Genomic DNA, 14,507 nt, shown 5'->3' on the forward strand with positions numbered 1-14,507 from the left:
TCCGCGGCGGAACCTAAAGGCGGCGGAACGTTAAGCGGAAAGGGCAACCCGTTCCGGCGACGGCCGCCCGTCCGCGAACCAGCGCGGGAAGGTGATGTCGAACAGTTGCTCGCGGGCCAGCTCGGCTCCTCCCCGCAGCGGTTCGCGCTCATCGTTGACGGAGAGGGTGATGGTGAGGTCCCGGGTGGCCAGCGGCAGCGACAGTTCGTAAACGCGTTGGCGCACTTCGGCAAGGAAAACCTCGCCGGCGGAACCCATGGCACCGCCGATGACAATAACCCCGGGGTTGAACATGTTCACCAGCGCCGAGATAGTCTCGCCCGCCACGCGCGCCGACTTCTGGACGAGGGTGATGGCCAGGGAGTCGCCCGCCTGGGCGGCAAGGGTGATCTCCTCGAGGGAAAGCCTTCCCTTCTTCGCCAGCGCGGCAAGGGAAGTGCTCACGCCTTCCTTGATGGCCTCTTCTGCGTCCCGGACCAGTGCCCAGCCGCCGGCAACGGCTTCCAGGCAGCCGGTCTTGCCGCAGCGGCATTGGACATCGGAGTCGGAAACCCGGACGTGGCCGATGTCGCCGGCCGCACCGTTGGCGCCGCGGTGGATCCTGCCCTTGGACAGCAGGCCGGCTCCGATGCCCGAGCCGATCTTGCAGTAGATGAGGTCCGCGAGTGAGTCGCGCCGGCGGGCGCGTTCGCCGAGGGCAAGCAGGTTGGAGTCGTTATCCACCCACACGGGCGCGGTGAACCGTTCCTCAAAGGGCGTGCGGACGTCGAAGCCGTTCCAGCCGGGCATGATGGGAGGTGCCACGGGCTGGCCCGAGGCAAAGTCCACGGGCCCGGGAAGGCCCACCACTACACCCCAGACCGGCACGGCGGGGTGCTGCCCGAGCACTTTTTCCACGAGGGCCATGACGGCCTCGATGGTTTTCTCCGGACCCTGCGCGATGTCCCAGGTGCGGTGCGTGTGTTCCAGGATGTCGCCGTCGAGCGCGGCTACGCCAACCCTGATATGAGCCGCCCCAAGGGCGCAGATCACGATGTGTCCCTGCTCTGCGCGAAAGCGGAGGGTCCGGGGTGCGCGGCCGCCGGAGGAGGCTCCGAAGTCGCCCTCGCCGAGGAAGCCCATCGAGATGGCCTGATCGACGCGTTGACTGACAACGCCCCTGCCGAGCCCGGTAACCTTGCCGATTTCGGGCCGCGTGGTGGCCTCGCCCGTTCGCACCAGGTTGACGATCCGCAGGAGGCTCGTCACTTCATCCGTCTGTGCTCCAAAGCGGAGGGTGGAGTCTGTGGTCATGCCAACAATTCTCACATAGATCGGCCGACTAAGGTGCGGTTAAGCACGACTATAGCCAGAAGCGTCCTTACTTATGAATAATAGAGACAAAAGTGAGGAGGCGACGATGCCTTGGAATGTGGGAATACTGGGAGCCGGGCCCGGCGTTGCCGCCCTGCATCTGCCGGTGCTGGGACGCCTGGGGGACCTGTACAAGGTGGTCCATATTGCCGACGCGGGGAGCGGCCGCGCGCAGGTACTTGCGGAAAGGCTCGGCGCACGCTGGTCGGAGGGGGAGGCGGACCTCCTCGCCGATCCGGCGGTGGATGTGGTGGCCGTCTGCAGCCCGCCCGCTGAACATGCCCGCCAGATCCTCGGCGCGGTGGCCGCCGGCAAGCGAGCCATCTTCTGCGAGAAGCCGTTGGCCACCAGCAGGCAGGAAGCCGATGACGTCATTGCTGCATGCCGGGCCGCGGGCACACTCCTGCTGGTGGGAACGAACCACTTGTTTGATGCTGCCTGGGGGCGCGCAAAACACCATCTTGTCGCCTTGGAAGGCCGGGTGCAGGCCATCTCCGTGACCCTGGCGCTGCCTCCGAACGACAGGTACCACCGGCTCGTGGCCGAGGGCGGTTCCCTGCAGACTGCCCGGCGGGGGCGCCCCGACCTTGGCAACCCCGCGGTGGCGGCAGATGTCCTGCGGCAGCTTCTGAGCGGGCTCGCGATCCATGATCTTCCTGCCGTGCGGGACATCGCGCCCGGCATCGATGACATTCTCTACGCCAGGATCGTTGCGCCCATCGGCTACCAGGTGGGCTACCGGGCCGGCGGAGTCCTGGTCCAGCTGGCACTCACCATGCTGCGGGAAGGGCCGGATGCCCTCTGGCGGATGAACATCGCCACCACCCATGACCGCATCGAGGTGGACTTTCCGCCCGCCTTCGTCCATGCCGGAAGCGCTGCCGTCCGGGTGCGCAGCGTGGACGGGCAGTGGACGGAGTACCCGCGCGATGAGGAAGACGGCTATGTGGCCGAGTGGCGCCTGCTTGCCTCGCTCCTGGAAGGTGATGCCCCCGTGGAGTACGACGAACTGCTGGCGGACTCGCTGTTTGCCATCGGGCTGGCAGACGCTGCGGCAGCCAAAGTCCTGGCAGGGGTGACGCAATGAGCCGGGATGGCGCATTCGGCGTCGTCACCGCCTTGCCGGCCTACGCCGCCGCTGTTGCCGAGCTTCCCGTCAGTGCTGCACTCGCGGAGGACATGCGGGGTGCGGTGGTGGTGGTGCCGGGAGTGGGGGATTGGTGGCAGGGCGTGCTGGCCGCCCGGGCCGGGGGAGCGTCGGCGGTGGTGCTTGCCGATCCGGCAATGCTCCAGCAGGATGCTTTTGCCTCCTACGCGTGGCCGGGTGACATTCCGGTGATCGTTGAGCGGCCCCGCCTGCGTCCCGATGTTGCGGCTGATGCGGTCCGGGCACGGCGAGGCAGTGCTGCCCGCCTGGTCACCGTTGAATGCGCCGCTCCGGTTGCCGGCCTGGACGGCGTCATCCTCGATGGCTTCGGCTGGGCCCGGTGCCTTGCCGGGACGCCCCTGGCGCTGAGCGTGGGAATGTCCACACCGCAGGGCAGGATGGCGTTGCTGGATTCGGAGGGTGCCGGTTCTGCCCCCGCCACCGTTCTGGGGACTCCTGTCGGTGGACCTCATGAAGGAGGCCTGCTCCACGTGCTGGCCCTTGGTGAGGTGCGGACTGAAGTCACCGTGGACCAGCCGACCGGGCTGACCCGGGTGGAGACCTTCACGGGGGATGGGGCGTTGCGGGCACCTGAGCGTTACGAATCATCAGCACGCCTGGCGCTCCGCCGGGCTCTCGACGCCTGTCTGTCGGGCAAGCAGGAAGCTGACCTGGATGAGCTGCTCCAGGACATGGCCCTGGCATGGGCACTGCGCCATGTTTAGGAGCACCGCCATTCTTCCATGCTTGATTCCTACACTCTTATGTTGTTTTACGACTAAAGTCGGGTATCATGGAAGTGGCGCCGGGGTTCCTGCCGGACCCGTTCTCCGGCGTGATGGTGCGCCGGAGGCACACCACGTCGCGTCGACGGCCCGATCGTTCGGGTAGATCACTATGCCACTTTCGCCTTTGAGACTCCGTCTCCTTGTTATCTCCCTGCTCACGGTCTCCTTCCTCGGGGCCCTGGACCACACAGTGGTATCCACCTCGCTGGCCACCATCGCCGGTGAGCTGGGCGCGCTGAAGCTGATGAGCTGGGTTGTGGTGGGATACACCCTCGCCAGCACCGTGCTGCTGCCGGTACTCGGCAAGCTCGGTGATGTCCTGGGCGCCCGGCGGATCTTCCTCGGCTCGCTGGTGATGTTCCTCGCCGCCTCCCTGGCCTGCGGTTTCGCGACGGACATGGCGTGGCTCATCGCCGCGCGCGTCCTGCAGGGGATGAGCTCCGCCGGCCTGCAGCTGATGTCCCAGACCATCATTGCCCGCGTCACCACCCAGCGTGAACGCCCCCACTACATGGCCATCATCGGTGCGGCCTTCCCCATCGCCATCCTGGTGGGGCCGGTGCTTGGCGGCGCCATCACTGACTACTGGGGCTGGCAGTGGGTTTTCTGGATCAATATCCCCGTTGGTGCGGCGGCCCTGGCCCTTGCACTGATTGCTGTGCCGCACCTGGAGCCAGGCCCCGCCCCCCGCCACTTTGACGTTGCCGGTGCGGCAGTTTTCACTGCCTCGCTGGTGGCCCTCGTACTCGCAGTCACCTGGGCTGCGGAACGCAGCGCAGGCCCTGCCACAGCTGCTGCGCTCGCGGTCAGCATCCTGGGCTTTGTGGCGTTCTTTTTTATCGAGCGCCGCGCCCCCGAGCCCATCGTGCCGCTCCACGTCTTTGCCAACCGGACCATTGCGGCGGGCACCGCGCTCTCGGCGATTATCGGCGTCGGGCTCTTCTCCATCACTGCCTACCTCCCCACGTACGTCCAGATGGCCTACCGGGCCACGGCCACCGTGTCCGGCCTCGTTCCCATCGCCACCGTGTTCGGCATGCTGATCAGCAACCTGCTCACCGGATGGCTGGCGAGCCGGACCGGCCGGTACCGGATCTTCCCGATCCTGGGGACCTCGCTGGGGGCCGCCGGGCTGTTCGCGATGGCCCTGCTGCCTGCCGGGCTTCCGCTGTGGGTTCCCATGGTGGTGATGGGTGTGGTGGGCATTGGCACCGGTGCCTTCATGAGCCTGATCGTCGCCGTGGTCCAGGGAGCCGTCCCGGCAAGCCAGACAGGCACCATCACTGCAACCGTCAACCTGGTGCGCCAGGTGGGATCAACAGTGGCGACGGCGATCATCGGCGGCGTCATCGGCTTCGGCGTGGCCGCCCTCCTGCCGGCAGGCCTCGACGCTTCAACCCTGACCCCGCAGCTGGTCCACGGGGCCGCGCCGGACGTCCAGGCCAATGTGGCGCAGATCTACAGCTCGGTCTTCACCCCGGTCTTCATCGCCCTGGCGGCCGCCTATGTGGTGGGAATCGCAGCGGCTGTCCTGCTTCCGCAGGGCCGCCTCTCCGACGAACCCGTTCCCGCCGCCCCCTCACCTTCCGAATCCCTTTCGGCCTGATTTCAAAGGAGACATCATGTCCAACCCCACCATCGCCATCGTCGGCAGCGGGCCCATCGGCTCCACCTACGCCCGGCTGCTCGTGGAGCAGGTCCCGAACGCCCGGGTCATCATGTTCGAAGCCGGGCCGCAACTCACCAAAGTCCCGGGCGAGAGCGTCCGCAACATCCCGGATGCCGCCGAAAAGGCCCGTGCCCGGGAAATGTCCCAGGGGCCGCAGGCCGGCGCGTACCGGGAATCGCTCGGCATCCCGGCCGGAACCGTCACCGAGGGGATGTTCACCGCCCGCCAGGGCACCCACCTGCTGGACTTCGGGGGCGCCGGCTCCGCCCATGCCCCATCCTTCCCGGCAGCGGCTGCGGCCACCAACGTCGGCGGCCAGGGTGCGCACTGGACCTGCGCGACGCCGTCGCCCGCCTTCAGCGAAAAGATCCCCTTCATCGCGGACGACGAATGGGACGGGCTGATTAAGGACGCCAAGCAGCTGCTGCACGTCCACAGCGCCGCGTTCGCCGATTCCAAAGTCGGCGAGGCCATCCGGTCCCTCCTGGATGAAGAGTTCGGTGCGGAGTTGCCGGAAGGCTATGGGGTGGGCACCCTACCCGTGGCCGGGGATCCGCAGCCTGACGGGTCCGTGCGCTGGGCGGGTGCCGACGTCGTCCTCGGTCCGCTTGTAGACAGGGACAGTCCGCTCTCGAAGCAGTTCGAACTCCGCGACCTCACCCTGGTCCGCCGGGTGGAACTGGACGGGCACCGGGTCACCGGGGTCACCGTCCAGGACCTGCGGACGGGGGACACGTCATTTGTGGCAGCGGACATGGTTGTGGTTGCCGCCGATGCCTTCCGCTCCCCGCAGCTCCTGTGGGCCTCCGGGATCCGGCTGACAGCGCTGGGCCACTACCTCACCGAACATCCGGTGGTCATCTCCACGGTTGCCCTGGATGCCGACAAGATGGGGCGGTTCGCCACCGAGGCGGACCTCGACGCCGAACTCGCCCGGCGTGCGCTGAACCCGGCAGACCCCGTTGCCGCGGTCAACCGCATCCCGTTTTCCGAGCCGGAGCACCCCTTCTCCGTCCAGGTCATGTACTCGGAGACCACGCCTTTCCCCATGGAGCCCGGCACCCCGTACTCACAGAACCCGTGGGGCTACGTCAACATGGGCTACGGCATGCGCAAGCACCCCCGGTATGAAGATGCGGTCACGTTCGACGACAACGAGCCGGACTACCGCGGATTCCCCAACATGACCATCGAATACGAGCTCACCGAGCGGGAAAACGTGGAAATCGCCCAGGCCACCGAGCGGCTGCGCCGCGCCGGGAAGGCCCTGGGCGTCTTTGTTGCCGAGCCGCGCCTGATGCCCAACGGTTCGAGCCTCCACTACCAGGGCACCATGCGGATGGGCGCCATCGACGACGGCACCTCGGTGGCAGATCCGTGGTCGCGTGTTTGGGGCTACAGGAACCTGGTGGTGGGCGGCAATGCGCTGATTCCAACGGCGACGGCGATGAACCCCACCCTGATGAGCGTGGCGATTGCGGTCCGCGGCGCACGGAAGGTGGCAGAAGAACTGGGGGCCTGATCTGCGTGGAGGTTCCCGCGCGGAAACAGCCGCACGGGCGCAGCTTCGTCCTGCCATCCGTTCCGTGGATATCAGCTATCCCAAATCCATGATTCCCCGATAGTCCAACGGTTGCCACAGTGAGGGAAGTCACTCTTCAGCGCCTGAACCGCGCTGATCCCTCCGTGACCATCAAGAGGCTAAGGAAAATTCAATGGAGAATATTCAGCTCACGGACACCGGGACCAGGAATGGGGCCCCGGGCTCCTCCGCGCCGCGCACGGCAGGGCGGCTGCAGGCAACCCTCCTGGTAGCCGGCAGCTGCATGCCGGTGCTGGGCGCCGTACTTTTGGCGCCCATCCTCCCCACCCTGAACCAGGCGTTCGCGGACACCCCGGGTGTTGCCATCCTGGTGCCGCTGACCCTCACGCTGCCCGCGCTGTTCGTCGCACTCTTCTCACCGCTTGCCGGCCACGTTGCCGACAGGGTGGGCCGCAAGCAGCTGCTGGTCTTCTCCATGCTGGCCTACGCAGCGTTCGGGACCGCGCCGCTGTGGCTGGACACGCTCGAGTCCATCGCACTGTCCAGGGTGGGCGTCGGAATTGCGGAAGCGGCCATCATGACCTGCTGCACCACGCTCATCACCGACTACTACGCGGGCGGGCAGCGGAACAAATACCTCGGCCTGCAGACCATGGTCAGCGCGCTCGCGGCCACCACATTCTTCGCCCTCGGCGGCGCCCTGGGCAGCATCAGCTGGCGCACACCGTTCTGGCTCTACGCAGTCAGCGCGGTCATCGTGATCCCCATGGTCTTCAAGCTGTGGGAGCCGGCAAAGAGCCAGCGCACGACGGCGGAAAGGACGCCGGTGCCATGGCGGCAGATCGGTGCCCCGGCCGCAGTGACGCTGTTCGGCGGTATCGTGTTCTACGCACTCATCGTCCACCTGCCGTACGTCATCACGGGACTGGGCGTGGGCGATGCCGCCCTCATTGGACTGGCTGCGGCCATCGCTTCCCTGGCCACCGCGGCAGGTGCCATCTCCTTCCGCTTCCTGGCGAAGCTCGGCACGCGGAACCTGCTGGCGCTCGCCTTCGGGCTGGCCGCCGTCGGACTTTCCCTGGTCTCCGTCGCGGGGACCGTGCCGCTGGCCATCGCGGGGGCGGTGGTTGCCAGCGCCGGAACCGGAGTGCTCCTGCCCACCCTGCTGACCTGGGCCGTCAATGGCCTTGAATTCCAGCAGCGCGGGCGTGGCACCGGCATCTGGACCGGGACACTGTTCATCGGCCAGTTCCTGACGCCCATTGTCCTTGGCGCGGCCGCGGCGGCAACCGGGAGCCTCAGCCTTGCCCTGGGCGGATTGGGAATCGCGTGCGCGGTGGCCCTCCTGGCTGTCCTGGTCCGGGGACCCCGGATGGCGGCCGTCAGCCATTAGAATCCCGGCATCGCAAAGGCCGCACTGCGGGCATGGATAACCTGTGGGTATGAAGAACCTGGACCTGAACCTGCTGCCCCACCTGCAGGTCCTGCTTGAACTGCGGAACATCTCCCGGGCAGCGGAGCGGCTCCAGCTCAGCCAGCCCGCCACCAGTGCTGCGATGGCCCGGCTCCGGCGCCATTTCGACGACGAACTCCTGGTGCGGAACGGCCGCACCTACGACCTCACGCCCTTCGCGCAGTCCCTGGTCCCGCTGGTTGATGAAGCCATGCTTCACATCCAGCGGGCCACACGCGTGCGGTCCGGTTTCGACGCCGCCACCAGCGAGCGGGAGTTCATTATCGCCGCCTCGGATTATGCGGCGGCGCTGATCGTGGGTCCGCTGCGTGGCATCCTGCGTCAGGAAGCCCCGGGCGTGTCAGTGGACTTCGTGCCCACCGCCGGTTCCGGGATCCAGGGCCAGATGGCCGACTATTCGAAGATCGACCTGCTCGTGGGGCCCACCGGGTACCACATGCAGGGTGCCAGCAAGCAGGTGTTCCGTGACAGCTTCGTGGCCATTGCCGACGCCGGCAACCCCCTGCTCCAGCAGACGCGGCTGACGCTGGAGGACCTGGCCTCCGTTCCCCACGCCGTCGGCTATTTCGGCGAAGGAATCAGCACCCCGGCAGACAAGCTGTTCGAATCGCGGGGCATCCAGCGCCGAGTGGCTGCGGTGGTGGCCGGGTTCCTGTCCCTGCCGCTCCTGGTCGAAGGGACGGACCTGGTGGCCATGGTCCCGCGGATGCTGGCGGCCCGGGCCCAGCGCGGCGCGGACATCGTTGTGCTGGAGTTCTCCGGCGGAACCGAAGCGTCACTGGTGGAGGCCATGTACTGGCACCCGTCCCAGGCGGAGGACCCGGCCAGCGTGTGGCTGCGGTCCGTGGTCCAGCGCTCCTGCGCCCGGCTCCACGAACTCTTTCCCGTCAACGCCCACCCCGTGACTGTCCAGGCGCGGGAGGCAGCGCAGACGTAGAATCGTGCTCACACCGAGCCGGGCAGCGACTCAGCAACCCAAGGAGGACTGTTATGCGCAATGTAACCACCAGCCCTGAGGCGGCCGCCGCCGCCCAGACCCTGTTCCGCGTTGGTCTCGGAGGGGTGCTCATCGCGCACGGATCCCAAAAACTTTTCGGCTGGTTCGGCGGGGGAGGCGTTGAAGGCACCAGCAAGGGCATGCACGCCATGGGGTTCCGCCCGGCAAAACCCAGCGCCGTCCTCGCGGGCGTCGGTGAAGCAGGAGCGGGACTCGCCTTGGCCCTGGGCCTGGCCACCCCTGCCGCCGGCGCCGCTGCTGCCACCACCATGGGCGTAGCAGCCAGCGTCCACGCCCCGAACGGTTTCTTCGCCCAAGAGGGCGGCCTCGAATATCCCGCGGTGCTGGGCCTGGCAGCAGCGGCGTTCACCATTGGCGGCTCAGGTCCCTTCTCCCTGGATGCACTCACCGGCCATGTCCTGGACCGGCCCTGGATGCGGATCACCGCTTTGGCCGCCATCCCCACCGCCATCGCCGTCCAGGTTTCCCGGCGGCGCAAAGCCCTCGCCGCAGACGCTGCAGCCCCTGGCGCAGGCACCGCCGCCGAAGCAGGATGAACCCGGCCCTGTGACTATCCACGCGGCAGATACCACCTAGACCCAAAGGACCGTTCCCCGGCCAGCCCATCCCTGCGAAAGTCGAAGAAACACGCTTTCGGAAGGACCCTTTATGCCTGTCTCCAGCCAGCGCCTGGCCGGCAAGACCGCCGTCATCACCGGAACGGCCAGCGGCCAGGGCAGGGCGGCGGCGCTCGCCTTCGCCCGGGCAGGAGCGGTGGTGGTGGGCTGCGACATGGACGACGACGGCGCCGCGGCCACGGTTGCGTCGGTCACCGCCGCCGGGGGCCGGATGAGCAGCAGCCGGGTGGATCTCACGGATGAGGCCGCAGTGGCCGGGTGGGCCTCGGATGTCGCCGCGGAACACGGCCCGGTCCATATTCTCTATGCCAACGCCGCCGTCACGCGGTTTGCCCCGGTGGAGCAGCTCACTTTTGCCGACTGGAAATGGAACATTGAACACGAGATGGATGTGGTGTTCCTGCCGGTCAAGTACTTCTGGCCGCAGCTGATCCAGGCCGTAAACAGTGCCATTGTCCTGGTGGGCTCGACTGCGGGAGTCACCGGGTCCATGACCAACGGCCGGCTGGCCCACACCGCCACAAAGGGCGCCGTGGTGGCCATGACCAAACAGCTCGCGGCCGAGGGCGCTCCGCATGGACTGCGCGTCAACGCCGTCAGCCCGGGCATGATCCGCACCGCGGCCACCGAGGGCAACCTGCTGGCAGCGGACCACCCCATGCGGAGCATTGCGGGCAGCATCCCGCTGGGGCGGATCGGAGCGCCGGAAGAAGTCGCCAACTGCGCGCTGTTCCTGGCATCGGACGAAGCCTCTTACGTCACCGGCGCCAATTTGATGGTCGACGGCGGCTGGTCGGCCGTGCTGCCTGGCTAAGTTTCTGCGGTGGCCCCCAACTAGGTAGCGCGATGTGTCGTTTTGGGCCCTCAGAACGACACATCGCGCTACTTAGTTGGGATTCGGGGCTAGCGGAGGGCGTCGGAGACCGACTTCGCGCCGCCGTGGCCTGACTGGCCGCCGTCCACCGGGATCTCGGCGCCCGTCACGAAGGATGAGAGCGGGCTGAGGAGGAAGAGCACGACGCGGGCCACCTCCTCCACGCTTCCGGAACGTCCCAGCGGGGTCTCCGCCAGGGTGGCCTGCCGGAACTCCGGCTTGGCGCCCGCGGTCATGGGGGTCTCTATGAAACCGGGGTGGACGGTGTTGACGCGGATCCCGCGAGGCCCGAGCTCCATGGCCGCCACCTGGGAGAGCCCGCGCAGCGCCCACTTGCTCGCGGTGTACGCCACCGGATAATGGGCGGTCAGCCCGGCAACAGACCCAACATTGACGATCGAAGAGCCGCTGCCCATCAGCGGGGACAGTGCCTGGATTCCCAACAGGCTGCCGGCCACGTTCACGTCGTAAACCTTCTGCAGATCCGCCATGGAGGCATCCAGGAGCCTGCTCCGCAGGGTGATCCCGGCATTGTTGACCAGCCCGTCCACCTGCCAGCCCTGCGACCGGATCCATGCTGCGAGGCCGGACCAACCGGCCTCGTCACTGACGTCCAGCCGCCGGTATAACAGCTCACCGCCCAATGCAGGGGACGCATCCGCCAGTCCGGCCGGGGCTTCGGCTGTGAGGTCCGTGGCGATGACCCGTGCCCCCGCCTCCGCCAGCAGCCGTGCTTCCGCCGCGCCCTGCCCCTGGCCTGCGCCGGTGACCACCACGGTCCGCCCTTCAAGCTGGAGCGAAACCACCCTAGACGCCGGAAGGAGCCGCAGCGGCAACCCGGTTGCGGGGCCTCGGGCGGGCTGCCACACGGGTCACGGCCTCGCGCCTGGCGCCCACCGTGTTCTCGATGGTGCCGATCCCTTCCACCGTCATCCTCACCACGTCGCCGGTTGCCAGGGGCGGGGGAGTCTTGGAACCGTTGCGTCCCCACAGCTCGGCGAGGCAGCCGCTGCCGCAGGTGCCGGAGCCCAGGACGTCCCCGGGCCGCACCACCGAGTCCTGTGAGGCGTAGGCCACGAGCTCGGCGAAGGGCCAGCCCATGTTGGAGAGCAGGTCCTGGCCGATAGGCTCGCCATTGACTTCGACGGCCATGGAGATGGGCAGGAATCTCTCGGCGTCGTGCCGGTCCTCGAATTCGTCCGCCGTGACGATCCAGGGGCCCAGCGTGTTGGCGAAGTCCTTGCCCTTGCAGGGGCCGAGGCTGACCTTCATCTCCCGCCGCTGCAGGTCCCGCGCGGACCAGTCGTTGAGGATGGTGTAGCCGAAGATGTGCCGGTGCGCCTCCGCGGCGGTCAGGTTCCTGCCATCGCTCCCGGGGACGCGTCCGACGACGGCGGCGACTTCCGTTTCAAAGTCCAGGTCCTCACAGCCTGCCGGAATACCGATCACCTCGCCCGTGCCGGTCACCGTGTGCGGGTTGGTGAAGTAGAACGTGGGCGCCTCGTACCATTCGAGCACCACGCCGGCCACGCCGTCGATGCTCTTCCGCACGCCTTCAACGTGTTCCTCGAACGCCACGAAGTCCCGGATGGTGGCGGGCACCAGCGGGGCGAGCAGCTGCACCTCCGCAAGCGGAACGGCAGGGGCGGAACCTACGGTTTCTTGGGCAACGCGCAGGGTTTCATCCAGTCCGGCGTCCAACAGCGTCTGGACGCCCTGGCCGGCGGGCAGCGCGAAGCAGTGTCCGCCGTCCACAAAGCCGGACTGCGTCCCGCCGTCGTAATTCCAGCGTGCGATCTTGACCATGAGGGTGTTCCTTAAGCAGTGGGTCGGGCGGACAGGGCGGCCGCTGCCATGATGCCCAGGGTGCGTGCGTTGCCGCCCAAAACCTGGGCCTCGCCGTCGGACGGGAGGCCGGCAGCCTGGACCTCGTCCACGGGAAGGTCGGAGCCCATGTCGAACGGGTAGTCCGAGCCCAGCAGCACCTGCTCCGGGCCCGTGGCGGCGACGAGCGCCCGGAGTTCCGCGGCGCTGTGCACCAGGGAATCGAAGTACAGCTTTTTCAGATAGGACGACGGCGGCTGGGCGCAGGCGTGTGCCTCGGGCCGGACCTTCCATGCGTGGTCGGAGCGGCCAAGTTTGGTGGGCAGGTAGCCGCCGCCGTGCGCCGCCAGCACTTTCAACTCAGGGTGCCGGTCCAGGACGCCGCTGAAGATCAGGTGGGACAGCGCCACCGCGTTCTCCGCGGGCTGGGACACGGTGTTGGCGAGGTAGAAGCGGTCCAGCCGTTCATCCAGCGAGCAGCCGAACGGGTGCAGGAACACCAGGGCGCCCAGCTCCTCGGCCCGGCTCCAGAACGGTTCCAGGCGCGGGTCGGAGAGTTCGACCGTGCTGCGTTCCGGATCGTCCGGGGTGGCGGCGAACGATCCGATTTCGACGCCGAGCAGTCCGCACTCCAGCACCGCATGTTCCAGGGCTTCCACCATCAAGGCGGGGTGCTGGAGCGGGACCAGGCCCAGCCCGTTGAGCCGCGCCGGGGCACGGTCAACGAAGTCCCGCACGGCCTGGTTGGCCTGCTTCGCTACCTGCAGGGACAGTTCCTCGCCGGCGAAGTAGTAGAAGTGCGACGGCGACGGCGAAACCAGCTGCACGTCCACACCCTGGGCATCCATGTCCGCGAGCCGGCGGTCCAGGTCCGTCAGCTGCGGCCAGCGCTCCTTGATCATCCGGCCCGAAGCGGTCATCGATTCGGGTCCGTTGCGCCGCACCTCCAAAGCCTGCTGGGCGCCGAAGCCCTCGGGAGCCGCCTCGGCCACCAGCTGCTGCAGGGCCGGAAGCAGGATATGGGCGTGGACGTCAACGGTGGGGGTTCCCGGATCTGGCGTGCGGGTGCTCATGCCGGCTCCTTAACGAGGCTGGAAATTGAATGCATGAGGCCGGGCACGTTGGCGTCCCGGACGCCGTCGAGCATCCACTGGCCCAACTGGACGGACGCATCGACAACTGCCTTTGCCCGGTCCAGGCGGCGGTCGGTGAACTCTTTCCAGAGCGTCTCGGTGACGTCGTCGGCACTGATAAGCAGCTCGGCCAGCACAGCCGCATCCTCCATCGCCATCGCAGCACCCTGCGCAATCGTGGGCGGGCAGCTGTGCGCGGCGTCGCCGATGACGACGCTGCGGCCGCGGTTCCAGGGCCCGTCAACCAGGTGCGTGGTGAACCAGGTGTAGTTGATGCGGGCGCTGTGGTCCAGGTTGGCGCGGATCTCGTTCCAGGGGCCGCCGTACGCCGCGGCGAGTTCAGCCATAATGCGGGGGCCGTCCTCGTGCTTGCGCTCCTGTGCCTTCTCCACAAGGTAGGCGTAGATGGTGTCAGGGCCGGTGGGGCAGTAGCCGGCGATGAAGCAGGGTCCGCCGTAGGTCAGGTCCGTCCGGACCACCTCTTCGGGGCGTTCCACGAAGGCGCGCCAGATGCCCATGCCCGTGGGCTGGGGTTCAACCTCGATGCCGATGGCCTTGCGGACGGCAGAGTGCAGTCCATCGGCGCCGATGAGGAGGTCGTAGGTGGCGCTGCGGCCGTCGTCGGTGCTCACGGTGACGGACCCGCCGTCGTCCGTTATGCCGGTGACCGTCTTGCCGTAGCTGATCCGGGCGCCCGCGTTCTCTGCCCGTTCGCGGAGGATGGCGGTCAGGTCGGGGCGGTACATGCCCATTGTGGCGGGGAGGTCGTCGCCGCCGGTGCGGATGTCGTCAAGGACTGCGATGACGGTGCCGGCCGGGTCCGGGGCGCGCAGGCCCAGGGTGCTGAAGCCGTAGCCCTTCGCCTCGACCTGCTCCCAGACGCCGAGCTGGCGGAGGATCCGCAGGGCGTTGCCCTGCAGGGTAATGCCGGAGCCAAGGGTCTGCGGTGCTTCCGCCTTCTCCAGGATTTCCACCTGGATTCCGGCGTCGGCCAGGAGGATGGCTGCGGTCAGTCCCGCGGCTCCGGCCCCGACGATTCCGACGTTCTGTACTGCTGCCATCGCTGA

13 protein-coding genes are annotated in these 14,507 nt (G+C 67.7%); 8 read left to right on the forward strand and 5 right to left on the reverse strand.

Annotation, left to right across the window (positions count from 1 at the left end; translation table 11 throughout):
• Positions 1-30 precede the first annotated feature (30 nt).
• Positions 31-1,293: an ROK family protein gene (locus AC5RWA_RS09370; RefSeq protein ID WP_079596961.1), complete on the reverse strand. Its 1,263-nt coding sequence runs from the start codon at positions 1,291-1,293 to the stop codon at positions 31-33.
• A 106-nt stretch (positions 1,294-1,399) separates the two neighbouring features.
• Here AC5RWA_RS09370 and AC5RWA_RS09375 point away from each other — a divergent pair, with 106 nt between their 5' ends.
• The 8 genes from AC5RWA_RS09375 (at position 1,400) to AC5RWA_RS09410 (ending at position 10,423) form a co-directional block, all read left to right on the forward strand.
• Complete coding sequence (locus tag AC5RWA_RS09375) at positions 1,400-2,440, forward strand: Gfo/Idh/MocA family protein (RefSeq protein WP_494057385.1); 1,041 nt, start codon at positions 1,400-1,402, stop codon at positions 2,438-2,440.
• The gene (locus AC5RWA_RS09380) at positions 2,437-3,225 is read left to right on the forward strand and encodes a hypothetical protein (RefSeq protein WP_494057386.1); all 789 of its coding nucleotides are present in this window, start codon (positions 2,437-2,439) and stop codon (positions 3,223-3,225) included. The genes AC5RWA_RS09375 and AC5RWA_RS09380 overlap by 4 nt, the downstream gene beginning before the upstream one ends.
• 187 nt (positions 3,226-3,412) lie before the next feature.
• Positions 3,413-4,894 (forward strand): MFS transporter, encoded by a 1,482-nt coding sequence (locus AC5RWA_RS09385; RefSeq protein ID WP_494057387.1) that lies wholly within the window; start codon positions 3,413-3,415, stop codon positions 4,892-4,894.
• A gap of 16 nt (positions 4,895-4,910) precedes the next feature.
• Entirely contained in the window at positions 4,911-6,479 is a 1,569-nt protein-coding gene (locus tag AC5RWA_RS09390; protein WP_494057388.1) for a GMC oxidoreductase, read from the forward strand.
• 193 nt (positions 6,480-6,672) lie between these two features.
• Complete coding sequence (locus AC5RWA_RS09395) at positions 6,673-7,893, forward strand: MFS transporter (RefSeq protein WP_494057389.1); 1,221 nt, start codon at positions 6,673-6,675, stop codon at positions 7,891-7,893.
• 49 nt (positions 7,894-7,942) lie between these two features.
• A complete protein-coding gene (locus AC5RWA_RS09400; protein WP_494057390.1) occupies positions 7,943-8,911 on the forward strand; it encodes a LysR family transcriptional regulator in 969 nt (322 codons plus the stop codon).
• 53 nt (positions 8,912-8,964) lie between these two features.
• Positions 8,965-9,528 (forward strand): DoxX family protein, encoded by a 564-nt coding sequence (locus AC5RWA_RS09405; protein ID WP_079596954.1) that lies wholly within the window; start codon positions 8,965-8,967, stop codon positions 9,526-9,528.
• 112 nt (positions 9,529-9,640) lie between these two features.
• Complete coding sequence (locus AC5RWA_RS09410) at positions 9,641-10,423, forward strand: SDR family NAD(P)-dependent oxidoreductase (protein ID WP_494057391.1); 783 nt, start codon at positions 9,641-9,643, stop codon at positions 10,421-10,423.
• 89 nt (positions 10,424-10,512) lie between these two features.
• On the opposite strand, the gene AC5RWA_RS09415 is transcribed toward AC5RWA_RS09410, so the two are convergent.
• Genes AC5RWA_RS09415 through AC5RWA_RS09430 form a run of 4 tightly spaced genes read right to left on the reverse strand, consistent with a single transcriptional unit; the run spans position 10,513 to position 14,501 of the window.
• Entirely contained in the window at positions 10,513-11,289 is a 777-nt protein-coding gene (locus AC5RWA_RS09415) for an SDR family NAD(P)-dependent oxidoreductase (RefSeq protein WP_494057392.1), read from the reverse strand.
• Between the two features lies 1 nt (position 11,290).
• A complete protein-coding gene (locus AC5RWA_RS09420; protein WP_494057393.1) occupies positions 11,291-12,289 on the reverse strand; it encodes a fumarylacetoacetate hydrolase family protein in 999 nt (332 codons plus the stop codon).
• An 11-nt stretch (positions 12,290-12,300) separates the two neighbouring features.
• A complete protein-coding gene (locus AC5RWA_RS09425; RefSeq protein ID WP_494057394.1) occupies positions 12,301-13,380 on the reverse strand; it encodes an amidohydrolase family protein in 1,080 nt (359 codons plus the stop codon).
• On the reverse strand, positions 13,377-14,501 hold the full coding sequence (locus AC5RWA_RS09430) for an FAD-dependent oxidoreductase (RefSeq protein WP_494057395.1): 1,125 nt from the start codon (positions 14,499-14,501) through the stop codon (positions 13,377-13,379). Before AC5RWA_RS09430 ends, AC5RWA_RS09425 begins: the two co-directional genes overlap by 4 nt.
• Between the last annotated feature and the right edge of the window lie 6 nt (positions 14,502-14,507).

Source organism: Arthrobacter sp. 210 2 (genome assembly GCF_059093025.1).

Bases quoted from the DNA above. Each gene is read 5' to 3' on its own strand.
- AC5RWA_RS09400 (WP_494057390.1), top strand. From the start codon at position 7,943: ATGAAGAACCTGGACCTGAACCTGCTGCCCCACCTGCAGGTCCTGCTT.
- AC5RWA_RS09380 (WP_494057386.1), top strand. From the start codon at position 2,437: ATGAGCCGGGATGGCGCATTCGGCGTCGTCACCGCCTTGCCGGCCTAC.
- AC5RWA_RS09410 (WP_494057391.1), top strand. From the start codon at position 9,641: ATGCCTGTCTCCAGCCAGCGCCTGGCCGGCAAGACCGCCGTCATCACC.
- AC5RWA_RS09425 (WP_494057394.1), bottom strand. From the start codon at position 13,380: ATGAGCACCCGCACGCCAGATCCGGGAACCCCCACCGTTGACGTCCAC.
- AC5RWA_RS09405 (WP_079596954.1), top strand. From the start codon at position 8,965: ATGCGCAATGTAACCACCAGCCCTGAGGCGGCCGCCGCCGCCCAGACC.
- AC5RWA_RS09375 (WP_494057385.1), top strand. From the start codon at position 1,400: ATGCCTTGGAATGTGGGAATACTGGGAGCCGGGCCCGGCGTTGCCGCC.
- AC5RWA_RS09395 (WP_494057389.1), top strand. From the start codon at position 6,673: ATGGAGAATATTCAGCTCACGGACACCGGGACCAGGAATGGGGCCCCG.
- AC5RWA_RS09430 (WP_494057395.1), bottom strand. From the start codon at position 14,501: ATGGCAGCAGTACAGAACGTCGGAATCGTCGGGGCCGGAGCCGCGGGA.
- AC5RWA_RS09420 (WP_494057393.1), bottom strand. From the start codon at position 12,289: ATGGTCAAGATCGCACGCTGGAATTACGACGGCGGGACGCAGTCCGGC.
- AC5RWA_RS09390 (WP_494057388.1), top strand. From the start codon at position 4,911: ATGTCCAACCCCACCATCGCCATCGTCGGCAGCGGGCCCATCGGCTCC.
- AC5RWA_RS09370 (WP_079596961.1), bottom strand. From the start codon at position 1,293: ATGACCACAGACTCCACCCTCCGCTTTGGAGCACAGACGGATGAAGTG.